A 22,874-nucleotide genomic window follows, 5' to 3' on the forward strand; every position below is an offset into this window, starting at 1 on the left:
TCAACAACACACAGTTATGCCTTGAACGAATATAGCTTTATGACAAAGAGCAACCATTCCAACCCTTGCACTGAATTTATTTCGAACATATATAAACGGCAACAAACGACACAGTTTTAAATCCTGGGGATCACTGTGGTGCATGACGTGGCTGCAATGATCTGCCAATATTAAAGAGGATATGATGGCTAAAGTAATTGGAATTGACTTAGGAACGACCAACTCCTGCATCGCCGTAATGGACGGCAAAAACGCAAAGGTTATTGAAAACTCGGAAGGTGCGCGGACGACGCCGTCGATGGTTGCCTTTACGGAAGACGGCGAAAAGCTTGTCGGCCAGTCAGCGAAACGTCAGGGCGTGACCAATCCGCAGAACACCTTTTTTGCAATCAAGCGTCTCATCGGACGTCGGTTCGACGATAAAACCACCCAAAAAGACCGGGAAATGGTTCCTTACGAGATCGTCAAAGCGGACAATGGGGATGCCTGGGTTGAATCACGTGGCGAAAAATATTCTCCGAGCCAAATCTCGGCTTTCATCCTTCAGAAAATGAAGGAAACCGCAGAGAGCTACCTCGGCGAAACCGTCACCCAGGCCGTGATCACGGTCCCCGCCTACTTTAACGACGCCCAGCGTCAGGCAACGAAGGACGCCGGTAAAATCGCGGGGCTTGAAGTCCTGCGTATCATCAACGAGCCGACGGCGGCCGCCCTTGCCTACGGCATGGACAAGGCGAACCAGACCGTTGCCGTTTATGACCTGGGTGGTGGTACTTTCGACGTCTCCATCCTTGAGATTGGCGATGGCGTCTTTGAAGTGCGCTCAACAAACGGCGATACCTTCCTCGGTGGTGAAGACTTCGACCTGAAGCTGGTCGATTACCTCGCCGATGAGTTCAAGAAGGAACAGGGCATTGACCTGCGCACTGACAAGATGGCGCTGCAACGCCTGAAAGAAGCTGCGGAAAAAGCGAAGATCGAGCTTTCTTCTTCCCAGTCCACGGAAATCAACCTGCCCTTTATTACCGCAGACGCCTCCGGGCCGAAGCACATGCAGTTGAAGCTGACAAGATCACAATTCGAGCATCTGGTGGAAGACCTGATCAAGCGCACTCTCGCACCCTGTGAGAAGGCTCTGAAGGATGCAGGTCTGCAAAAGGGTGAAATTGACGAAGTCATTCTCGTCGGTGGTATGAGCCGGATGCCCAAGGTTATCGACGCGGTTAAAACCTTCTTTGGGCGTGAGCCTCATAAAGGTGTGAACCCGGACGAGGTTGTCGCTATCGGCGCCGCCATTCAGGCCGGTGTGCTGCAAGGTGACGTGAAAGACGTTCTGCTGCTCGACGTGACCCCGTTGTCGCTCGGTATTGAAACTCTGGGCGGTGTCTTTACCCGTTTGATCGACCGTAACACGACGATCCCGACGAAGAAGAGCCAGACCTTCTCAACCGCCGAAGACAATCAGCAGGCCGTGACCATCCGGGTGTTCCAGGGTGAACGCGAAATGGCCGCAGACAACAAGCTGCTCGGTAACTTTGACCTGACCGAAATCCCGGGCGCGCCGCGCGGTGTCCCGCAGATTGAAGTTACGTTCGATATCGACGCAAACGGCATTGTGAATGTCTCCGCAAAAGACAAGGGCACAGGCCGGGAACAGAAAATCCAGATTCAGGCCTCCAGCGGCCTCAGCGAGGCTGATATCGACAAGATGGTCAAGGACGCGGAAGAGCATGCCGCCGAAGACAAGGCCCGTAAGGAGAAGGTTGAAGTTGTCAACCAGGCCGATAGCCTCGTCCACGCAACCGAGAAAACGCTTGAAGAAGCGGGCGATAAAGTTGGTGACGACGTAAAAGCTCCGATCGAAAGCGCCCTTACGGAGCTGAAGGAAGCCAAGGATGGCGACGATGTAGACGCGATCAAGGCAAAAATGGAAGCTCTTCAGGCCGCCTCCATGAAACTCGGTGAAGCATTATACGCTCAATCGCAAGGCGAGGCCGAGGGTGGATCGGAAGAGGGCTCAGGCCAGCAGGAGAGCCGCTCCTCGGATGAGGATGTCGTTGACGCCGATTTCGAGGAAGTTGACGACGACAAGAAAGATAAATAAGGGTTTTGTTAGGGGAAACCCGCTAGAATCCTATCTTCTAACATACCGCTCCGATCCTGGGGAAACCCCGGTCGGGGCGGCATTCGTTGAGTGATAGAACTAAATGGCCAAGATTGATTACTACGAAATTCTTGAGGTGGAGCGTGACATTGATGCCGCGGCCCTCAAGTCTGCCTACCGCAAGAAAGCAATGCAGTATCACCCGGATCGTAATCCCGGTGATGCGGATGCGGAAGCCGCCTTCAAACAAGTCAACGAAGCCTATGAGATACTGAAGGATCCGCAAAAGCGCAGCGCCTATGACCAGTATGGCCATGCTGCCTTTGAAAACGGTGGCGGCCCCGGCGCCCGCGGCTTCGGTGGCATGGGCGGCGGATTCAGCGATATTTTCGAAGACCTTTTCGGGGATTTTATGGGCGGGCAGCAAGGTGGCCGCGCACGCGCACCGCGCGGCAGCGACCTTCGCTATAATCTCGAAATATCTCTTGAAGATGCCTACCACGGCAAAAAAATGGAACTCAAGATACCAACGACCATCCCTTGCGAGAGCTGCGACGGGAGCGGCGCGGAAGCCGGATCAGACCCGGCCACCTGCGACAGCTGTCAGGGAATGGGAAAGATTCGCGCACAGCAAGGCTTTTTCACCATCGAGCGCACCTGCCCGACATGTCAGGGGCAAGGCCGCGTCATCAAGAATCCCTGTAAGGTTTGCCGCGGCGAAGGCCGTGTCGGTCAGGAAAAAACCCTGTCCGTCAATATTCCCGCCGGTGTCGATGATGGAAACCGTATCCGTCTTTCCGGTGAAGGGGAAGCCGGCATGCGGGGCGGCGCTCCGGGAGATCTCTATATTTTCCTGACCGTTCAGAGCCATCGGATATTTCAGCGCGACGGCCAGAACATCCATTGCCGTGTCCCGATCCCGCTGACGACCGCGGCGCTTGGTGGAGATATCGAAGTGCCCACCCTCGACGGAGCCCGGGCAAAGGTCAACATCACCGCCGGAACCCAGTCGGGCAGAAAATTCCGCCTGCGCGGCAAGGGAATGCCGGTCATGAACTCCCACAGCCATGGCGATATGTATATTCACACGATCGTCGAGACGCCTGTCAATCTCAGCAAGCGGCAAAAAGAACTGCTGAAAGAGTTCGAGGCGGAGGGCAAAGGAGCCCACAGTCCGGAATCAGAAGGCTTCTTCGCACGCGTGAAGGATTTTCTTGCCGATCTGAAAGACTGAACGCCCGGTCCTATTACCATCTCGCAACATTCCTCTGACTATGCTACATCCCATGGCGGAATAGATAGGATGTTATCCCATGAGCGCTTTGAAAATTGGAATTGTCGGTGCTGCCGGCCGGATGGGCCGGATGCTGGTAAAGCAGGTCAGCGAAACGGCCGGATGCATGATTTACGGCGGGACTGAACCGGAAGGCTCCGATAATATTGGCAAAGACATAAATGCCTTGGCCGGGCTTGAACCATCCGGCATTCTGATTGGCGACGATACGACAAAACTGTTTGACGAGGCTGATGCGGTTATCGACTTCACAGCACCCGCCGCCTCCGTTGCTCATGCAAAGCTCGCCGCCAAGGCTGGCAAAATACTCGTGATAGGGACAACAGGCCTCACCAATGAGCAGCAGGCCGACATCACTGCCTGCGGGGACAAGGCCGTCATCGTCCAGGGCGCGAACATGAGCCTAGGTGTCAATCTTCTGGCCCAGCTCACCCGCAAGGTTGCCGCCATCCTTGATGACGAATTCGATATCGAAATCCTGGAAATGCATCATCACCACAAGGTGGATGCCCCCTCAGGCACCGCCCTGTTGCTCGGCAAATCTGCGGCAGCCGGTCGCGATGTCGATCATGACAGCGTCGCCGATCGCGGTCGCGACGGCATTACTGGCGCCCGAAAGCGCGGCGACATCGGCTATGCCGTCCTGCGCGGTGGCAATGTCGTCGGCGATCATACGGTTATTTTTGCGGCCGAGAACGAGCGGATTGAGCTGACCCACAAGGCGGGAGACCGCTCAATCTTTGCCCGCGGGGCCGTCCGGGCTGCGCTCTGGGCAAAAGACAAACCTGCCGGAAATTATGATATGATGGATGTGCTCGGCCTCGGGGAGTGAAGAACGCCGCCCTCGCGGTAGGTATCGAGTGCCGCAGCAATCATTTCCCGCACTTCCAGCTTTTCATCCTCGCCGAGGAAATTTCCAACCTCATAGGCACGTCCGCGATTTGTGATCAAGAGCTGCCCGCCGGTGATCATGGCCCGGGCCCAATAGGCTTCGAACTCATCAACGGCCGAGCGGCCATCCGGTGCCGTCCGTGTGATGGTCAGATAATCCTCCGCGATACGGATTGTCTCATAACGCCGCGCGGCCCGGAAATTCATCCGGAAGGCGATATATATCAGCAGTACATCCAGACCGAAAAAGCCGAACACGGGCCAAGCGCCAAGGCTCCAGAAAAAGATTCCAGACAAGAAGCTAACGGCGGCAATCAGGCTCATCATAATAACAAAGCCGCTCCTTGATAAACTCTGGTTCGGATGCAACGTGAGCTGAAACGATCCTCTGTTATACTGCTCTGCGTCTTTTTCTCCCGGCAATCTCCACCCTTTCGATAGTGATAACTCAATATGACCGTTGCACAAAAACCCCGGCTATGGCTATAAGATAGGATGAAAAAAGCCGATATTAGCGAATTTTTTCGCCGTCTTGAAGAAAACAACCCGGAACCGGAAGGAGAGTTGAACTATGTCAACCCCTTCACCCTTCTGGTTGCTGTTGTCCTCTCTGCACAGGCGACGGATGTCGGCGTTAACAAGGCGACAGGACCGCTGTTCGCGATTGCCGACACGCCGGAGAAAATCCTCGATCTCGGAGAAGAGGAACTGCGCGACTATATCAAGACGATCGGGCTTTATAAAACCAAGGCGAAAAACGTCATCAAGCTTTGCGAAGCCCTGATACGCGACCATGACGGCGAAGTGCCGCAAACCCGTGAGGAGCTGGAAAAACTTGCAGGGGTGGGCCGGAAAACCGCCAATGTGGTTCTGAATATTGCCTTCGGACAACCGACAATCGCTGTGGATACCCATCTGTTCCGTGTCGGCAACCGGACCGGCCTGGCGCCCGGCAAAACGCCGCTGGAAGTGGAGAAAAAGCTCGAGAAGAGGATCCCGAAGGAGTTTCTGCGCCACGCCCATCACTGGCTGATCCTGCATGGGCGCTATATCTGCAAGGCCCGCAAGCCGGAATGCTACCGTTGTATCGTCGCCGACCTCTGCGCTTTCAAGGAGAAAACGCTTATCTAGGGGCCAAGATACCAGCTACGACTTACCCGACGCGGCAAAGGCATTTTCGGCTTTGACCGACTGCAGATAATCGTTAAAGCATTGCTTTCGGTCAAGGTCGGAGAAATTATCACTGCTCCGGCCATTAATGGCAATATGGCGGACAACCAGCGCGTCCCCGGAAGCGCCCGGATAGAAGAAAAGATGCAGCGCACAGGCGGGCGTCAGATATTGCCAGACTTCCGCCGGGCTGTCCTGCCGTCGGAGATTGGGATCACCGAACGCGGTTTTGATCTCGGTATCCGTCCTGCCAACCACAACCGTTGGCTCCAGCGCGACCGGAGGCTTTGCGGCTACAGCGGGCGGTGTCGGTATTTTTGGAGAGGGCACCGAAGCCGGAACCGATCCGGATGTCGCAGTCACCGGCGCCGGTTTTTGCGCGTCTTTTGGAAGGGTGGTGATTTCCGGGCCCTTTGCACAACTCGCCAAAGTGACCAACAAACCGGCAAAAACAGCGACGGACTTCAGCATTATGTTGTCGGGCTCCTGCCTTTCGCGGTGCTGCCAACCCGCTTCTTGTAGAGATGAACCATCGCCGCCGTTGCAATAATCGGGGCAACAAGGTTGAGGATCGGGATTGTCAGGGCGAAGGCAATCACGACACCCATAAGATACAGCTCAGAGGCGTTGGTTTTACGAAGACGGGTAACTTCGTCCATATCATGATGGCGTATCGCCACCATCTGGAAATATTCCCGCGAGATCAGATAGCCGTTCAGCAGATAATAGACGAACAGATTGATCACCGGAATGAAATAGAGCGGCAGCACGATGATGTTACAGGCAATGACAAGCGCCAGAAACTTGACCGCATCCCATATACTGGAGAGGAGCGGGACATCATGGCCCGGCTTGTCATCGGGATAATGCTCTTTTTCCACAGCGTCGGAAATATCGTCCAGAAACAGCCCGATAAGGGCACTGATCACCAAAGGGAACAGGAAAAATCCGCCGAGAAGAAAACCGAGACCCGCGAGGAAGCTGATAACCGTATTCACCCAGCCATATTCAAACTCGGGCACGAGGGAAAATGCCTCCGCCGCGCCAAAACCGACCAGAATGAAGATGCCAGCAGTCAACGCGAGAGCTTTTATCAGAACCGAACGAAATGCCGGGTCGCCAAGCTGCCCGACGGCCTTGCTGATTGCAGAAAACAAGATACGCCCTCAGTTTATTCGATCAAATACCCGTTTCATGTAGGTCTTTCCGCGCGCCGGTGCAAGAAGTTTACAGGGTTATGCCGGTGTTATCGGATCGATGGGCACCTTTGAGGCAAAATCATGATCACGTTCAAACGCATAGGCGGCCTGCAACACGCGATCTTCGCGGGCGTTCGGCCCCATAATCTGTAAGCCCACAGGCAGCCCGCTTTTTGTAAAGCCGCATGGTACTGAAATAACCGGGCAATTTGTCACCGTCAGCATGGCCGGTAGCGCCAGCCAGGACATATAGTTATCGAAACTGACGCCGTTCACCTCCTCAACGTACCGGAACTTATGGGGATAAGCCGGGACAATCGCCGCCGGAGCCAGCAAGAAGTCATACTCGGAGAAGAAGGCGACAATCCGCTGATAAAGCGCACCTTGCGCGCGCTGTGCGGCGCCAATGTCATCGGCCGTCAGCTTTGCACCTTTCTCGATATTCCAGATCACCTCGGGCTTGAGCTTGTCACGATGCCGGGCCAGCAGCGGAGCATGGTTGGCGATGAAAAGCTGGGCTCTCAGCGTCTGGAAAATATCTTCCGCATCATGCAGGTCCGGACAGGTTTCATCGACGCCCGCGCAGTAACGCGCAAAATCCTCCGCCGCCTTGGCACAGATGTCGGCCACCTCGGGATCAACCGGGCAGTGGCCGAGATCCGGGCTATAGGCGACGCGGCCGAATTTCGGGATGTTTTTCAGGCTATCCACATAGCTCGTTTCCGGCGCCGGTAGGCTGCTGGGATCGAGAATATGCGCGCCCGACATCATATCGAGGAACAGGGCCGTGTCCGGCACATTCCGGGCCATGGGTCCTTCCACCGGATAGGTCGAGAAAGGCAAGCCAAGCGGCCCGTGCGCGACCCGTTTCGGAGACGGGCGAAGACCGACAATGCCGGTGAAGCTGGCCGGGGTGCGCAGGCTGCCGCCAAGATCGCTCCCTTGCGCGAGCCAGACCTGACCGGCCGCGAGGGCAGAGGCGGCACCGCCGGAAGACCCCGCCGGTGTGAGGTCGGTGTTCCATGGGTTCGTCGTCGTCCCGAGGACTTCATTAAAGGTCTGCCCCCCGGCACCGAACTCCGGCGTGTTCGATTTGCCGACGACAATCCCGCCCCGCTCTTCCAGCCGTTCAACCATGACGTCCGAAAACTCGGCGATCCGGTCCGCGAAAATCGGCGAGCCCGAGGTGAAACGGACGCCCTTGACCGGCGTCAGATCCTTGATGGCAATGGGAAGACCGTGAAGATGCATTTCGGGGCGGTCGGCGGGCTTTTCTTTCTCCAGCCGGGCCGCATGGGCGCGGGCGCGATCAAAACACAGCGTCGGGATCGCATTCACCGCCTCATTTGTCTCCGCAATCCGCTTTTCCGAGGCATCGAGAAGCTCACTTGGTGTCACTTCGCCGGACTTCAGCAACCCGACAACTTCCGTTGCCGTCATTCTTATCAAATCGGTCATTTATGTCTCCCCAAAATAACCTGCGCCTTATGAAAGCGTTCTTGCCCCGCTGGCCGCAGCGACTATACTCGCGCAAGCCAAAGTTACGAGTAGGAATATTATGACAGAGCGGATGTTTGACACAACCTGTATCGGCAATGCCATTGTCGATGTCATCAGCAAGGCGGATGACGCCTTTCTGAAAGCGGAAAACCTGACGAAAAGCGCCATGACGCTGATCGATATGGAGCGCGCCGAGGATCTATATGCAAAGATGGCGGCAGGGATCGAGATGTCAGGAGGCTCGGCCGGGAACACGGCTGCAGGCGTCGCCTCGCTCGGTGGAAAAAGCGCCTATATCGGCAAGGTCCGCGACGATCAGCTTGGCGGTATTTTCAGCCATGACATTCGGGCCAGCGGCGTAACGTTCGAGACCGAAAAATCTACAAACGGCGCGGCGACGGCGCGGTGCCTTATTCTGGTCACACCAGATGCCCACCGGACCATGAACACTTATCTTGGCGCCTGCATAGAGCTTGGGCCGGACGATATCGATCCGGAAATGATCGCGACATCCAAAGTCACCTATATGGAAGGATATCTGTGGGATCCGGAAAACGGCAAACAGGCCTTTCGCAAGGCCGCCGAAATTTCCCATGACGCGGGACAGCGTGTCTCCCTGACGCTGTCCGACAGCTTTTGTGTCGACCGGTACCGCGCGGAGTTCAGAGAGTTTATCTCCGGCGGAGTGGATATCCTGTTCGCCAACGAGGACGAGATTAAATCGCTCTTTGAAACCGATGATTTCGATGCCGCCCTTGATGCCATTCGCGGTCAGGTCGAAATTGCCTGCCTGACCCGCAGTGAAAAGGGGTCGATCATTGTCACCCAATCGGAAACGCACCCGATACCGGCTGATACGAATGTTGAACTGGTTGATACGACCGGCGCCGGCGACCTGTATGCCGCGGGATTCCTCTACGGTTTTACCAATGGCCATGACCTCGCGACAAGCGGGCGTATTGGCGCCATGGCCGCCGCGGAAGTCATCAGCCATTACGGGGCCCGGCCTGCGGTAAATCTGAAGGAACTCTTGGCGCAAAAACTCGCTGTCGCATGACATGTAATCAGGAGCCTGAATACATTTGGCAAAAGGCATAGAACAGAAACAGCATTGGCTCCGGTCTTCGCTCCGGTCGGACCGGATACGGCTGGCGAGCGGCGTCGTGCTGATGGTGTTTCTGGCCGGGCATCTTATCAATCACGCCCTTGGCCTGATCTCGCTCAATGCGATGGAGGCGGGTCGCGACATTTTCCTCGCCATCTGGCGGAGTATGCCGGGCACAACCCTGCTTCTCGGCGCGATCATCCTTCATATCCTGCTGGTGTTCCACAAGCTGCTGCGCCACCGTGCTTATCGGCGTCTCGCCGGGCGGGACATTCTTCAGATTATATTGGGCCTCGCCATCCCGCCGTTTATTGTCCTGCATATTATCGGCACCCGGGTTGCGCATGAAATATACGGCATTGAGGACAGCTATGCATATGTGCTGTTCAGCCTTTGGGTCGCGACTCCGATCCAGGCATTGCTGCAAAGCCTGGCGCTGGTCATTGCCTGGATTCACGGCTGCTTGGGGCTGCATTTCTGGCTCCGGCTGAAACCCTGGTATGAAAAGGCATTTCCGCTTCTTTACAGCCTCGCCCTGGTCCTGCCGGTTGTCTCGCTCAGCGGTTTTATAAACGGCGCCAATGAGGTCGAGGTCTTGTTTGCCAATGCCGACTGGCGGGATGCGTTTTTCGCCCGCCTTAACCTGCCGCCTGATCTGGTGAGTTGGGCCTACGCGACGCGGGATGCAGGCTATATAGTGATGTACGCAGCTCTCGGCCTGCTCATTCTCAGCCGGATTTACTGGACAATCGTCTACCGTCGTCGCCATGTGAATGTCATTTCCTATCCGGATGAGAAAACCGTGCTGGCCACGCCCGGTCTGACGATCCTGGAGGCAAGCCAGCATGGCAATATTCCGCATGCCGCCGTTTGTGGCGGCCGGGGGCGTTGTTCCACCTGCCGGGTGCGCATTGTCGAAGGATCGGACCGCCTGAACCCGCCAAGCGATAAAGAAGTTGCTGTCCTCCGGCGGGTCGGGGCGCCGGTCGGCACCCGCCTCGCCTGTCAGAGCATTCCAACGGGGGATGTTTCGGTTATCCCGCTTCTTCCGGCGACGGCAACCGTGCGGCAGGCCTTTAATCAGCCCGGATATCTACAGGGACAGGAACGGGAGGTCGCCATTCTGTTTGCCGACCTGCGGGCCTTCACCAAATTCTCCGAGCAAAAGCTGCCCTATGACGTCGTGTTCGTGATCAACCAGTATTTCCGGCATATGGGCGAGGCGATCGAGGCCAACGGCGGACATCTGGACAAGTTCATCGGGGATGGCGTCATGGCGCTCTTCGGTCTGGAGGAGGATAGCAAGGACGCCAGCCGCAAGGCGCTGAATGCGGCCCGGGCGATGGCGGAAGAGCTTGAAATCATGAACAGAAATCTTGCCTCGGACTTGCCAAGTCCGCTCAAGATCGGCATCGGCATTCATCTCGGGCAGGTGATCGTCGGCCAGATGGGATATGGCAGCGCCACCTCCGTCACCGCAATCGGCGATCCGGTCAATACCGCAAGCCGGCTGGAAGCGATGACAAAAGACTATTCAAGCCAGCTTATCTTCTCACAAAGGGTGGCGGAGCGCGCCGACGGAGATTTTACCACCCTCCGACAGGAGAGCATCGAGATCAGAGGCCGGGTTGAGCCCCTTGGCATCTATATCGTCGAGGATGCCAGAACCCTGACCCAACTGGAAACCTGACCGGCCTTCTTCCGGTTACATGGCGGCGGTCATGCCGTCTTCGGAGAGGGGGCGTCCGCCCATGATATGGATATGGAAATGCGGTACGAGCTGACCGGAGTTCTTGCCGTTATTGGCAACCAGCCGATAGCCATCCTCCTGCAAGCCGACGAGGCGCGCAATCTCACCCACCTTGGCAAAGAAATTGCCAATCTCTTCCGTCGATCCGTTCGCTGCAAAATCATCCATGTCGATATAGGGGCGCTTCGGAATGACCAGCACATGAACAGGTGTCCGCGGGGAGATGTCATTGAACGCGAGCACGCTTTCATCCTCATAAACGGTCGTGTTGGGAAGCTCGCCTCTCAGTATCTTCGCAAATACATTGTCATTATCATACGACATTATTCTACCTCTCCGTTCGCATTGCGGGCTGCTTTCTCTTCCAGGCCCGACTGTCCTTCGCGCTTCGATAACCTGTCATAAACATCGGCAGGGTCAATACCCGCATTCGCCCAAAGCACCGACAGATGATACAGAAGGTCGGCGCTCTCTGAAATAACTTCCTCACGATCCTCAAGGGCGGCGGCAATGGCAAGCTCAACGGCTTCCTCCCCGACTTTCTGGGCTATTTTCGCGCTGCCCTTGCTGTAAAGGGACGCCGTGTAGGAACTTTTCGGGTCCGCGCCCTTGCGGGCCGCAACCGTCGCATAGAGTTTGTCCAGCCCGTTCAGTTTTGCATCCGTCATGCTGCCTCCGTTTCCCGGCGAACCGCTATACCGGCTTCAAACATTGCCTCTTTTGCCTCTTTGATCGTGAATTCCCCGAAATGGAAAATGGACGCCGCAAGGACCGCCGTGGCGTGCCCGTCGCGGATTCCCTCCGCCAGATGATCAAGCGTACCAACGCCGCCCGAGGCGATCACCGGCACAGGAATGGCATCCGCGATGGACCGCGTAAGGGGGATGTTGAAGCCGGACCGCGTTCCGTCCCGGTCCATGGAGGTCAGCAGGATTTCCCCGGCGCCATATTCCGTCATCCGTTTCGCCCATTCGACGGCATCAATGCCCGTTGGTTCACGGCCACCATGGGTAAAAATCTCGAAGTTATCTGGCCCCGTCTGCTTGGCATCTATGGCAACCACGATACATTGGCTGCCAAACTGCTCCGCTGCCTCACGAACGAATTCCGGTCGCTTGACCGCCGCGCTATTGATCGAAACCTTGTCCGCACCCGCAAGCAGCAGTTTTCGCACATCCTCAACCTGCCGCACGCCGCCGCCGACAGTCAGCGGCATAAAGCATTGCTCCGCCGTGCGGCGCACCACATCATATATTGTCTCGCGGTTGTCCGATGTTGCCGTGATATCGAGAAAGCACAGCTCGTCCGCGCCCTGCTCATCATAAATGCGCGCCTGCTCTACGGGATCGCCAGCATCGATCAGATCGACGAAATTGACGCCCTTGACGACGCGGCCGTCCTTCACATCGAGACAGGGAATAATACGGGCTTTAAGCATTTTCCCTCCGAACAAGGTCAATCGCCTCAGCCGGATCAATACGTCCGTCATAGAGGGCCCGGCCAATAATGACGCCTTCGATCCCGCTCGATTGCACGGCCAGCAGCTTCTCGATATCCAGGATGGAGGCAACCCCGCCCGAGGCGATGACAGGAATGCTGATGGCGGCCGCAAGATCGCGCGTAGCCTCGACATTGACACCCTGAAGCGCGCCGTCCCGGTCAATATCCGTATAGATAATCGCTTCGACACCGGCATCTTCGAACTTGCGGGCAAGATCAAGGGCGGAGGTTTCGCTCGTTTCCGCCCAGCCTTCCACGGCGACCATCCCATCGCGGGCATCGATGCCGACTGCAATATGGCCCGGGAACATCCTGCAGGCTTCCTTTACCAGCGATGGATCACGAAGTGCAATGGTCCCGAGGATGACGCGGCTCAGGCCTTTTTCCAGCCACATGTCAATGGTCGCGAGATCGCGGATACCGCCGCCAAGCTGAACCGGCACATCCGTCGCGCCAAGAATGCCCTCGACTGCGGCCGCATTGACCGGCTTCCCGGCAAACGCGCCGTTGAGGTCAACAAGATGCAGGCGGTTAAACCCGGCGTTCCTGAAGCTGCGCGCCTGATCGGCGGGATCGTTGTTGAAGACCGTCGCCGCATCCATCTCGCCGCGCAGCAGGCGAACACAGTTCCCGTCCTTCAAATCAATCGCAGGATAGAGATTCATCACTTCCCGAGCTCCGCAAGTTCTTTTTTATAATAGTAGCCATCCACATACCGCTCGCCATTCCAGGCGTAATTCTTTTTTACCGCCCATTTTTCATAGCCGCTGGTCTCAAGCAGGGAGATGGCCGCAAGCTGAGTTTCGCGCACGTCGACTTCAAGGATTTTGAAGCCCTGCTCCTTTGCGCTGTTCTCAAGCACTGCCAGCAGGCCGATCGCCAGCCCGTACCCGCGGGCATAGGGGGCAATAAAAAAGGTGGCGACCTGCGCGATATGACCACCGGCCTCATTGTTCGAAAACGGCTTTACAAGCTGTCCTGAGCCGACAATCCGTCCTTCGAAACGGGCGCAGTAAAGCTCCCGCACCGGCACCATCAGAACGCCTTTCCAGAAGTTCTCCTGCACGGATCGGGGCGGAGGTGACAACCAACCAAAGCCGTTGCCATCAAGAATTGCCTCTTCCGCAGCCTCGCAGAGATCTTCGAGGTCCGCCGCATCAAACTCGGTAACCGCCTCAATCACCGGTTGCTGAATATGTCTGCCATTGTCCGCCATTCAGGGCTTCCATTTCAAAAAATTTTCAATCAGCCGGAGGCCTGTCACCTGACTTTTCTCCGGGTGAAACTGAGTACCGACCATATTGTCGCGGCCGATAACCGCGGTTATGGGACCGCCATAGTCAACTGTCGCCAGAACATGCGCCGGGTCCGCCGCCGCCAATTGATAGCTATGGACGAAATAGGCATGCTGCCCCGTCGTAATGCCGTCAAAAAGCGGGTGGGGTTGCTTCACGTCCAGATCATTCCATCCCATATGCGGGATTTTCAGTTCCGGATCATCCGGCGTCAGTTTTACAACATCACCGGCAATCCAGCCAAGCCCTTCAGCCGTGCCATGCTCCAGGCCTCGGCTCGCCATCAGCTGCATGCCAACGCATATGCCGAGAAAGGGGCGGCCTTTTTCAATAACCGCTTCCGTCAGCGCATCCACCATGCCATCAACGGCCATCAATCCGTTCTTGCAGGCCCGAAACGCCCCAACACCAGGAAGGACAACATGATCCGCCGTAGCGACCTCATCAGGGCGATTGGTGACATTGATCGACATCGCAAGTCCGGCTTCCCGGCAGCACCGCTCAAATGCTTTCGCGGCCGACCGAAGGTTGCCCGAGCCATAATCAATGATAACAGTTTCCATAATTGCAATAATTACTCCGCCTGCGGAAAAGGCACGCCGAACTTACAGACTTCCACCCAGCACTCCCTTGGTGGATGGCACCGCATCGGCACGGCGTGGGTCAATTTCGATTGCGTCCCGCAATGACCGCGCCAGAGCCTTGAAGCAGCTTTCCACGATATGATGGTTGTTCGTTCCATAGATATTTTCTACATGAAGCGTGATGCCTGCCGCCTGGGCGAAGGCCTGAAACCACTCCTTGAACAGCTCGGTGTCCATCTCACCGAGCTTGTCACGGCTGAATTCCACTTTCCAGATGAGATAGGGACGATTGGAAATATCCAGCGCGACCCGGGTCAAGGTTTCATCCATCGGGATATGGGCAGACGCATATCGCCGGATACCCTTGAGATCGCCAAGCGCCTTGGCAAAGGCCTCGCCTATGGCAATGCCGGTGTCTTCGGTGGTGTGGTGAAAATCGATATGCAGATCGCCCTTGGCACGCACTTTCAGGTCCATCAGGCTATGACGGGACAGCTGCTCCATCATGTGATCCAGAAAACCGATACCTGTCTCGACATCATATGTGCCGGAACCGTCGAGATTGATCTCAACCTCGATATCGGTCTCTTTCGTCTTCCGTTTAACCGCTCCTACACGCATGAAATATCCTTCCGGCCTGGCACTTTACCGCTTTTGATCCAGGCGAGGATATAGCAGGAACAACGCAGAAAACCAAGCCTTAGAGCATGGAGGGCAACAAAATATGCTGTCACTGGGCTCCATCTGCCGCCGGGCCGGGGACGACCGGGGCTGGCGCCGTCTGTTCCTCAGGCTGTCCCGGTTTTGAGGCAGCAGGGCTATCGTTGCTTTTGATCATCCTTTCGGCCAGGTTAAGCGCAAAATCAATGCGGTCCGCCAATTCGGTATAGTTGTCCCGCTGTGCGTCCACATGGATATAGCTCAATATCTCGAATATGGCCCGAAGATTTGAGGCCTTTTCATCACCTGTTGTCTGAGTTTCACCCGCATCCGACATTTATCGCTCCTGTCTTGACAATCTCTTTGCGCTAATGACGGGTCGCTTGATAAATTGTGAACGGATAGAGCCGCAAAAATACAAGGATCATCAGGGATAAGGCCCATTGCACCTTGACCCGTGCGCCAAAATGGTTACATCGTCAGGGCAAGTCCAACAACAAAGAGCCAAAATGTCCGAAAAAATCGAAAGCTGGCACGGTACAACCATCCTGTCCGTGCGCAAAAACGGTGTCGTCGTCGTTGCGGGTGACGGTCAGGTGTCCCTCGGCCAGACGGTTATCAAGTCCAATGCCCGCAAGGTCCGCCGTATCGGCACAGACAATGACGTGATTGTCGGTTTTGCCGGCGCAACCGCAGACGCCTTTACCCTGTTTGAACGGCTGGAAGGAAAGCTTGAAAAGCATCCGGGCAATCTCACCCGCGCCTGTGTGGAACTAGCAAAAGACTGGCGCACGGACAAATATCTTCGCCGGCTGGAGGCGATGATGGCCGTCGCCAATGAGGAAGTTTCCCTTATCCTCACGGGTACCGGCGACGTGCTGGAGCCGGAAGACGGCATTATCGCAATCGGCTCCGGCGGGAACTATGCCCTGTCCGCTGCCCGCGCGCTCATCGACCGCGATGATATGGAGGCCGAGGATATCGCCCGGAAGGCAATGGCCATTGCCGCGCAGATTTGCGTCTACACCAACGAAAGCGTTACCATCGAAAGTATCGGTAAGAATGACTAATTTATCACCTCGTGAAATTGTCTATGAGCTAGACCGTCACATTATCGGTCAGGCAGACGCCAAGAAATCTGTTGCCATTGCGCTCCGGAACCGCTGGCGTCGCCAGCAGCTTTCTGAAGAGCTGCGCGAAGAAGTTCTGCCCAAGAATATCCTGATGATCGGCCCGACCGGTATCGGCAAGACGGAAATTTCCCGCAGGCTGGCAAAACTCGCTCATGCACCGTTTCTGAAAGTAGAGGCGACAAAATTCACGGAAGTTGGCTATGTCGGCCGCGATGTGGAGCAGATTGTCCGTGACCTGATGGAAATCGCGCTCTCAATGGTCCGCGAAGACCAGCGCCAGCAGGTGATCGCCAAGGCCGAATTGGCCGCAGAAGAGCGGGTTCTGGACGCTTTGGTCGGAGCGAAGGCCTCTCCCGATACACGGCAGAAATTCCGCAAGATGCTGCGCGAGGGCGAGCTTGACGAGAAAGAAGTCGAGCTGGAGCTTATCGATACCGGCAATGCGGGCATGCCGACCTTTGATATTCCGGGCATGCCCGGGGCGCAGATGGGTATGCTCAATCTCAATGACATGCTCGGCAAGCTTGGCGGCACCCGCACAAAGCCCCGCAAAATGAAGGTCAAGGACAGCTATAAAGTGCTGATCAACGAGGAAAGCGACAAGCTCCTCGATGAAGACGCCGTGGTTCGCGAGGCCATCAAGCTGGTGGAAAACAATGGCATTGTCTTTCTTGATGAGATCGACAAGATCTGCGCGCGGAGCGATCGCCAGGGCGCGGATGTGAGCCGGGAAGGCGTGCAGCGCGATCTGCTGCCGCTGATTGAAGGGACAATGGTCAGCACAAAATACGGCACCGTGCGGACCGACCATATCCTGTTCATCGCCTCCGGTGCCTTCCATATTGCAAAACCCTCCGACCTGCTGCCGGAGCTTCAGGGCCGATTGCCGATCCGGGTTGAGCTCAAAGCACTTACCAAGGATGATTTCAAGCGCATCCTGACCGAGCCGGAAGCCAGCCTGATCAAGCAGTATATTGCGCTATTGAACACGGAAGACGTGCAACTCAATTTCAGCGACGATGCCATCGAGACCATTGCCTCCATCTCCGCCGATGTGAATGCCACGGTGGAGAATATCGGAGCGCGGCGGCTACATACGGTGCTGGAACGCGTACTTGAGGATATCAGCTTTCAGGCCTCCGACAAGGGTGGCTCCGTGATCAATATCGACGCGGACTATGTGAAGGAGCACCTTGGCGAGCTGGCGACAAACGCGGATCTTTCCAAGTTCATCCTTTAACGCAAGCGCCTACGCCCCTTTGAAATTCGCGGGACGCTTTTCCGCCAGAGCCTGTTTGCCCTCGGTGAAATCTCCCGATTGCAGGCAGGCACGTTGGAACCGGCGCGCCTTGGCGATATCCAACTCCCCGCGGGCAATGTCATTGAGGGTTTCTTTCATGCCACGAAGGCTGAGGGGCGCCAGGGCGCCAATATCCTGAACCAGTGCTTCGGTTCGCGCTGCCAGCTCTTCCGGCTCCACCAGATAATCCAGGAACCCGATCGATTTCAGTTCCTCCGCCGACATTCTCTCGCAGGCGAGGAAAAACCGCTTCGCCGGGCCGAGCCCGAGACGGGCAACAGCCCGCGCAAGCCCCACAGGCGGATAGTGAATACCGATCCGGGCCGGTGGAATAAAGGAACTCATCGTCGTAATCCCGATCCGGAAATCGCAGGAAAGCGCGAGGTCCGCCCCGCCGCCATAAACCCCGCCATTCAGCGCACAGATCGTCGGAAAGGGAAGCCGCTCGACGACATCCGTGAGCTGCTCCAGCGGGTTTTCATCGAAATTATAGCGCCCAAGCTCACCAAGATCTGCGCCTGCGCAGAAGCTCTTGCCGGTCCCCGTCAGGACCATGACCCGGAGGGACTTGTCTTCTGCTTTCTCTGTCAATCCTTCGCGCAGGGCTTTCATTGTCGCGGGCGACAGCTTGTTATGCTGGGCCGGGTTATCTAGGCGCACGCTAAGAGTGGTATTTTCAACAGTGATATGAAAAGATGCGCCCATAATCGATATTCCTTTTTTGCTTTTCTGAATTGACCCGACCATAAACGGATAGCGCCAGACACGCCATGTTAAATAAACCCGCTCTTGTTTTTTGGATCATATTTTCATGAACTTCCGCCGACTTCATATGGGACTGAAAACCCTTCTGGGGCTCCGAAAGGAGGGGTTTTTTATCCCCTATCGTTATGCGGCCAGCCTGCCTGACGCGACGAAACGCGGCTCATACCCGGCCATTGAAGCCCATATGCGCGCCTTAGAAGGGGAATTCGGTGACCTCCTCAAGGGTCTCGCGTCCTATGAAGCGGAATTCGCGGCTTTTGGCAAAGAACCGCCGCCCGAGCCTCGCTGGGAACAGGACTGGTTTCCACGGCTGGATGCCGCCATCGCCTATGCCATGGTGCGCGAGAAAAAGCCTGCGCGGATCGTCGAGGTTGGTTCCGGGCATTCCACCCGCTTCATGGCCCGCGCGATAAAGGATGGACAGCTTGAAACGGCCTTCACCGCGATTGATCCGGCCCCGCGGGCCGCAATCGAGACCCTCCCGATCGAGGTTATCCATAAAACCCTGCATAATGCGGGGAAGGGGCCGTTTGAAGCGCTTGCCGCCGGAGATTTCCTCTTTATAGACAGCAGCCATATCGCCATGCCGGGAAGCGATGTCGACCGATTGTTCCTTGAAATCCTGCCATCCCTCCCCGCGGGCGTCTATGTGCATATCCACGATATATTTCTGCCCGACGACTATCCCGTATCGTGGGACTGGCGGGGCTATAATGAACAGCAGGCGGCGGCGCCATTATTTTTAGGGGGTGGCTACGGGATTGTTTTCTCATCCAGCTATGTTTCCACCCGCCTGAAAGACGCCCTGGCGCAGTCTGTCATCGCCAAATTGCCACTGCCTGAAGGGGCGTTTGAAACCAGCCTCTGGCTTCAAAAGCGCGGTTTTACGGGAAAATGAAGTTTTGTGCTTTTATTTCGGCGGAAATTAGGGGCATATGATCGGGATGTGGACGGGAATAAAGAGAACCATCCTTGGTGACAAGATAGACGGCAAGCTGCCCGCCCGGGTCCAGGCGGCCATCGCGCGGCAGCAAATCCAGTCGGAAATCCTGATCGCCTGGGTACAGGTCTTCATCGTCATTACCTTTTCAACCCTCTACGCACTGTCGCCGAAAACCTTCTCCGCCGACGCCATGTTCGCGCCGGTTCCCTATGCCTTGCTGGTTTATGGGCTCTTCACGCTTGTCCGGCTTTCGCTCGCCTACTGGGGAAAGGTCCCGGCCTGGTTTATCGCCCTTTCGGTGGTGGCCGACATGGCGCTTCTCATGTTCCTCATCTGGAGCTTTCATATTCAGTATCAGCAACCGCCGTCCTTCTATCTGAAGGCGCCGACACTGCTTTATGTCTTTATTTTTATTGCCCTTCGCGCGCTCCGGTTCGAGGCGACCTATGTCCTGCTGGCGGGGGCGTCCGCGGCGATCGGCTGGCTGATCCTGCTTGGCTATGCGGTCCATCTGGAGGACGGCATGGCGCAGATTACCCGGAATTATGTGGAATTCACCATGTCTCACAAAATCCTGCTCGGCGCGGAATTCGACAAGGTGATCAGCATTGTGGTCGTTACCCTTATCCTCGCACTGGTCATTGTCCGGGCGCGGCGGCTTCTGATCAACTCCGTCGCCCAGGCAACCGCCGCGGAAGACCTCTCCCGTTTCTTCTCGCCGGAAATTGCGGCGCAGATAACCCATTCGGAAAGCTGGATCGAACCCGGTACTGGCGAGGGGCGACAGGCGGCAATCCTCCATTGCGACCTGCAGGGCTTCACAAAGCTTTCCATGGAAAAGCCCGCGAATGAGGTCATCTCGCTCCTCGCCGAATATCAGTCCCGCATGGTGCCGGTGATCCAGAAACATGGCGGCACCATCGACAAGTTTCTGGGCGACGGCATTCTCGCCACCTTCGGTGCGGCGGTGACGACAGAGCATTATGCCGCCGACTGCCTGCGCGCCATGGAAGACCTCGATAAAGAGGCGGCGGCATGGTCAGAAGAGCGCACAGCAGAGGGGAAAGACCCGATGACGGTCCGTTTTGTATCCGCCGCCGGGCCCATCGTCTTCGGCGCGGTCGGCGACAGCAGTCGGCTGGAGTATACGGTGATCGGAGAGCCGGTCAATCTCGCCGCCAAACTCGACAAGCATGCAAAGGACGAAAAGGCGACGAGTGTCACCACCCGCGAGATGCTGGAACTTGCCAGGGAACAGGGTTACGCGCCGCAAACCCGGCTGGAACTTCGCGAAGGCCGTCATGTTGACGGCGTCTCGGGAACCGTCGACCTCGCTATCTTCCGTGCCTGATCCTCAACTTACTTATAGGGATCCGCGGCATCGCGCAGGCCATCACCCAGGAAGTTAAACGCCAGAACGACAATAATCACGGGAAGGACCGGATAGATCAGCCAGGGCGTCGTCGCCACCGCATTGATATTGGTCGTCTCGTTCAGCAGCACGCCCCATGACGTGATCGGCGGTCGCAAGCCGAGGCCAAGGAAAGAAAGCGCCGTCTCCCCCAGAATCATACTGGGAATCGCGAGGCTGGCGCTGGCGATCAGATGGCTGGCGAAGGAAGGCAGCAGGTGCCGTCCGATAATCCGCTTCGGCTTGGCGCCCATCAGCTGCGCGGCGGTACAGAAATCCTCCTCCCGAAGGGAGAGGAACTTCGATCTCACCGCACGGGCAAGCCCCGGCCAATCAAGCAGCCCGAGAATGACGGTCAGCCCAAAGAAGACAAGGATCGGCGACCAGGTCACCGGCAGCGCCGCCGATAGCGCCAGCCAAAGGGGGAGCTGCGGCAGGGATTTCAAAAGCTCGATCGTCCGCTGAATGACGTTATCGATCCAGCCGCCGTAATAGCCCGAAATCCCGCCCAGAATAATGCCGAGCGTGAAGCTGATGGCAATGCCGATCAGGCCGATCGAGAGCGAAATCCGCGCGCCATAGATAATGCGCGAGAGGATATCCCGACCGAGCCTGTCCGTCCCCAACCAGAAAAAACTCGCCAGCTTCTTGTCATCGGGACAGACCAGATGCAGGTTCGCTTTGAACATTCCCCAGAATTCATATTCGTCGCCAGCGCAGAAAAACCGCAAGGGATAGGGCTTGTTGATGTTCACCTCATACTCACGTTTGAGCGTTTCCCGGTTAAGGCGCTGTTTATAGCCATAGACAAACGGCCCGACAAACTCCCCTTCATGGAACAGATGGATCGATTGCGGCGGCGCGAAAATATATTTCGTATGCCGCGTCTGCAGGTCGTAGGGCGCCAGAAACTCGGAGATGAGGATCGAGAGATAGAACAGCAGCAGAATGACACCGCTGATCACCGCAATTTTGTGGCGGCGGAACTTCCACCACATCATCTGCCATTGCGATGCCATGTAGAAACGTTCCTGCTCCGGTGTGAATTTCTCGACGGAATAGGGATCAAAAGGCTCGCGCGAATACCAATGCTCGAGGGGCGGTTCCTTGTTGGGTCCGGACGTGTCGGTCATTTCGTTGCCCCCCCGGTCAACCGAATGCGCGGATCCAGCACGGCCAGCAGCACATCGGAGATAAACATGCCGACAACCGTCAGAAGCGCGAGAAACATCAGGAGCGAGCCCGCCATATACTGATCCTGGTTCTGCAGCGCCTCAAGCAGCAGCGGGCCAACCGTCGGCAGGCTTAGCACCATACTGACGATCACCGAGCCGGAGATCACATCGGGCAGAAGATTGCCGATATCGGCGATAAAGGGATTAAGCGACATCCGGATCGGATATTTGACGAGCGTTTTCAGGCGCGGCACGCCCTTCGCTCTTGCCGTCGTCACATACTGCTTTTGCAGCTCATCCAGCAAATTCGCCCTGAGCCGCCGGATCATGGCGGCCGTTCCACTGGTGCCGATAACAATCACCGGCACCAGCATATGATTGAACACAGAGACGGCCTTGTCCCAGCTCCAGGGTTGATTGATATACTGATCGTCCATCAGACCGCCGATTGAAATGCCGAAATAGACGTTGGCATAGTAAAGCAGCACCATTGCGAGCAGGAAATTGGGCGTCGCCAGCCCGAGATAGCCGATCAAGGTAAACCCGTAATCTCCGATGGAATACTGACGGGTGGCGGAATAAACCCCGATCGGAAAAGCCACGATATAAATAAACAGGATGGTCGAGAAATTGATCAGGAAGGTGAGGCCGAGCCGGTCCCCCACAACCTCCTTCACCGGAAGGTCATAGGCGAAAGACTGCCCCCAGTTCCCCTGCAGCAGGCCTGAAAATCCATCCGGTCCCGGCCAGAACCCCATCCAGCGCGCATATTGTTCCAGCGGCGATTTATCAAGGGCATACTGCTCCCGATAAAAGGCGATTTTCGCCATTGCCGAGGCAGATTCACCCTGCGATTTCAGCTCTTCCAGATGGTTGGAAAGATAGTCTCCCGGCGGCAGCTGAATGATTATGAATGTCAGAATACTGATTACCAGCAACGTGGGAATCATGATCAGTACTCTGTGTACAAAATAAGTTAGCATTCAACTCTGCCCCGCGCGGTCCCGAATGTCATCAACCCCGCCTTATACGTTTTTCGTATTGTTCGCCGAAAAGCCGGGCGCCGTCAACAGGGCCGCGAAAACATGCCGGAGA

The 22,874-nt window shown here is 56.4% G+C and carries 25 protein-coding genes; 10 read left to right on the forward strand and 15 right to left on the reverse strand.

All coding sequences use genetic code 11. The features are described from left to right. Positions 1-184 precede the first annotated feature (184 nt). The 3 genes from dnaK to dapB all read left to right on the forward strand — a co-directional run bounded on the left by dnaK (position 185) and on the right by dapB (position 4,230). Positions 185-2,104, forward strand: coding sequence for a molecular chaperone DnaK (gene dnaK / locus AAC599_RS00690; RefSeq protein WP_340148480.1), 1,920 nt, complete (start codon positions 185-187; stop codon positions 2,102-2,104). Between the two features lie 103 nt (positions 2,105-2,207). Then, positions 2,208-3,338, forward strand: a complete 1,131-nt coding sequence (dnaJ, locus tag AAC599_RS00695) for a molecular chaperone DnaJ (protein WP_340148481.1) — start codon at positions 2,208-2,210, stop codon at positions 3,336-3,338. 79 nt (positions 3,339-3,417) lie between these two features. Continuing rightward, on the forward strand, positions 3,418-4,230 hold the full coding sequence (dapB, locus tag AAC599_RS00700) for a 4-hydroxy-tetrahydrodipicolinate reductase (RefSeq protein WP_340148482.1): 813 nt from the start codon (positions 3,418-3,420) through the stop codon (positions 4,228-4,230). On the opposite strand, the gene AAC599_RS00705 is transcribed toward dapB, so the two are convergent. Continuing rightward, the gene (locus AAC599_RS00705) at positions 4,194-4,757 is read right to left on the reverse strand and encodes a DUF2244 domain-containing protein (protein WP_340148483.1); all 564 of its coding nucleotides are present in this window, start codon (positions 4,755-4,757) and stop codon (positions 4,194-4,196) included. The genes dapB and AAC599_RS00705 overlap by 37 nt on opposite strands. Before the next feature lie 27 nt (positions 4,758-4,784). Here AAC599_RS00705 and nth point away from each other — a divergent pair, with 27 nt between their 5' ends. Beyond that, a complete protein-coding gene (nth, locus tag AAC599_RS00710) occupies positions 4,785-5,420 on the forward strand; it encodes an endonuclease III (protein WP_340148484.1) in 636 nt (211 codons plus the stop codon). A 15-nt stretch (positions 5,421-5,435) separates the two neighbouring features. Here nth and AAC599_RS00715 read toward each other — a convergent pair whose 3' ends face one another. The 3 genes from AAC599_RS00715 to AAC599_RS00725 form a co-directional block, all read right to left on the reverse strand. Further along, positions 5,436-5,930, reverse strand: a complete 495-nt coding sequence (locus AAC599_RS00715) for a hypothetical protein (protein WP_340148485.1) — start codon at positions 5,928-5,930, stop codon at positions 5,436-5,438. Further along, complete coding sequence (locus AAC599_RS00720) at positions 5,930-6,616, reverse strand: EI24 domain-containing protein (protein ID WP_340148486.1); 687 nt, start codon at positions 6,614-6,616, stop codon at positions 5,930-5,932. Before AAC599_RS00720 ends, AAC599_RS00715 begins: the two co-directional genes overlap by 1 nt. A 78-nt stretch (positions 6,617-6,694) precedes the next feature. After that, entirely contained in the window at positions 6,695-8,116 is a 1,422-nt protein-coding gene (locus AAC599_RS00725; RefSeq protein WP_340148487.1) for an amidase family protein, read from the reverse strand. Between the two features lie 100 nt (positions 8,117-8,216). Between AAC599_RS00725 and AAC599_RS00730 the strand changes: the two genes are divergently transcribed. Then, complete coding sequence (locus AAC599_RS00730; RefSeq protein WP_340148488.1) at positions 8,217-9,215, forward strand: adenosine kinase; 999 nt, start codon at positions 8,217-8,219, stop codon at positions 9,213-9,215. Positions 9,216-9,240: 25 nt separating this feature from the next. Further along, positions 9,241-10,953, forward strand: a complete 1,713-nt coding sequence (locus AAC599_RS00735) for an adenylate/guanylate cyclase domain-containing protein (RefSeq protein ID WP_340148489.1) — start codon at positions 9,241-9,243, stop codon at positions 10,951-10,953. 15 nt (positions 10,954-10,968) lie between these two features. Here the strand turns inward: AAC599_RS00735 and AAC599_RS00740 are convergent, their stop codons facing one another. From AAC599_RS00740 to AAC599_RS00775, 8 genes are all read right to left on the reverse strand, one after another. After that, the gene (locus AAC599_RS00740; RefSeq protein ID WP_340148490.1) at positions 10,969-11,337 is read right to left on the reverse strand and encodes a histidine triad nucleotide-binding protein; all 369 of its coding nucleotides are present in this window, start codon (positions 11,335-11,337) and stop codon (positions 10,969-10,971) included. Further along, positions 11,337-11,681, reverse strand: coding sequence for a phosphoribosyl-ATP diphosphatase (locus tag AAC599_RS00745; RefSeq protein ID WP_340148491.1), 345 nt, complete (start codon positions 11,679-11,681; stop codon positions 11,337-11,339). The genes AAC599_RS00740 and AAC599_RS00745 overlap by 1 nt, the downstream gene beginning before the upstream one ends. After that, a complete protein-coding gene (hisF, locus tag AAC599_RS00750) occupies positions 11,678-12,451 on the reverse strand; it encodes an imidazole glycerol phosphate synthase subunit HisF (protein WP_340148492.1) in 774 nt (257 codons plus the stop codon). The genes AAC599_RS00745 and hisF overlap by 4 nt, the downstream gene beginning before the upstream one ends. Then, a complete protein-coding gene (gene hisA, locus AAC599_RS00755) occupies positions 12,444-13,178 on the reverse strand; it encodes a 1-(5-phosphoribosyl)-5-[(5-phosphoribosylamino)methylideneamino]imidazole-4-carboxamide isomerase (RefSeq protein ID WP_340148493.1) in 735 nt (244 codons plus the stop codon). The genes hisF and hisA overlap by 8 nt, the downstream gene beginning before the upstream one ends. Beyond that, positions 13,178-13,729, reverse strand: a complete 552-nt coding sequence (locus tag AAC599_RS00760) for a GNAT family N-acetyltransferase (protein ID WP_340148494.1) — start codon at positions 13,727-13,729, stop codon at positions 13,178-13,180. Before AAC599_RS00760 ends, hisA begins: the two co-directional genes overlap by 1 nt. Continuing rightward, a complete protein-coding gene (hisH, locus tag AAC599_RS00765; protein WP_340148495.1) occupies positions 13,730-14,371 on the reverse strand; it encodes an imidazole glycerol phosphate synthase subunit HisH in 642 nt (213 codons plus the stop codon). A gap of 42 nt (positions 14,372-14,413) precedes the next feature. Beyond that, the gene (gene hisB, locus AAC599_RS00770; RefSeq protein WP_340148496.1) at positions 14,414-15,013 is read right to left on the reverse strand and encodes an imidazoleglycerol-phosphate dehydratase HisB; all 600 of its coding nucleotides are present in this window, start codon (positions 15,011-15,013) and stop codon (positions 14,414-14,416) included. A gap of 109 nt (positions 15,014-15,122) precedes the next feature. Continuing rightward, positions 15,123-15,389 carry a hypothetical protein gene (locus AAC599_RS00775; RefSeq protein ID WP_340148497.1) on the reverse strand — a complete coding sequence of 89 codons (267 nt, stop codon included), beginning with the start codon at positions 15,387-15,389 and terminating at the stop codon, positions 15,123-15,125. A gap of 172 nt (positions 15,390-15,561) precedes the next feature. Between AAC599_RS00775 and hslV the strand changes: the two genes are divergently transcribed. Further along, positions 15,562-16,122 (forward strand): ATP-dependent protease subunit HslV, encoded by a 561-nt coding sequence (hslV, locus tag AAC599_RS00780; RefSeq protein ID WP_340148498.1) that lies wholly within the window; start codon positions 15,562-15,564, stop codon positions 16,120-16,122. Further along, positions 16,115-17,425 (forward strand): ATP-dependent protease ATPase subunit HslU, encoded by a 1,311-nt coding sequence (gene hslU / locus AAC599_RS00785; RefSeq protein WP_340148499.1) that lies wholly within the window; start codon positions 16,115-16,117, stop codon positions 17,423-17,425. The genes hslV and hslU overlap by 8 nt, the downstream gene beginning before the upstream one ends. A 9-nt stretch (positions 17,426-17,434) precedes the next feature. On the opposite strand, the gene AAC599_RS00790 is transcribed toward hslU, so the two are convergent. Then, the gene (locus tag AAC599_RS00790; RefSeq protein WP_340148500.1) at positions 17,435-18,190 is read right to left on the reverse strand and encodes an enoyl-CoA hydratase/isomerase family protein; all 756 of its coding nucleotides are present in this window, start codon (positions 18,188-18,190) and stop codon (positions 17,435-17,437) included. A gap of 106 nt (positions 18,191-18,296) precedes the next feature. Between AAC599_RS00790 and AAC599_RS00795 the strand changes: the two genes are divergently transcribed. Together AAC599_RS00795 and AAC599_RS00800 are read left to right on the forward strand one after the other, a co-directional pair. After that, the gene (locus AAC599_RS00795) at positions 18,297-19,148 is read left to right on the forward strand and encodes a class I SAM-dependent methyltransferase (protein WP_340148501.1); all 852 of its coding nucleotides are present in this window, start codon (positions 18,297-18,299) and stop codon (positions 19,146-19,148) included. Positions 19,149-19,185: 37 nt separating this feature from the next. After that, positions 19,186-20,544, forward strand: a complete 1,359-nt coding sequence (locus AAC599_RS00800; RefSeq protein ID WP_340148502.1) for an adenylate/guanylate cyclase domain-containing protein — start codon at positions 19,186-19,188, stop codon at positions 20,542-20,544. An 8-nt stretch (positions 20,545-20,552) separates the two neighbouring features. Here AAC599_RS00800 and AAC599_RS00805 read toward each other — a convergent pair whose 3' ends face one another. Continuing rightward, positions 20,553-21,737 carry an ABC transporter permease gene (locus AAC599_RS00805; RefSeq protein ID WP_340148503.1) on the reverse strand — a complete coding sequence of 395 codons (1,185 nt, stop codon included), beginning with the start codon at positions 21,735-21,737 and terminating at the stop codon, positions 20,553-20,555. Beyond that, a complete protein-coding gene (locus AAC599_RS00810; protein ID WP_340148504.1) occupies positions 21,734-22,762 on the reverse strand; it encodes an ABC transporter permease in 1,029 nt (342 codons plus the stop codon). Before AAC599_RS00810 ends, AAC599_RS00805 begins: the two co-directional genes overlap by 4 nt. Positions 22,763-22,874 lie beyond the last annotated feature (112 nt).

Source organism: uncultured Sneathiella sp. (assembly GCF_963976355.1).
Lineage (GTDB): Bacteria > Pseudomonadota > Alphaproteobacteria > Sneathiellales > Sneathiellaceae > Sneathiella.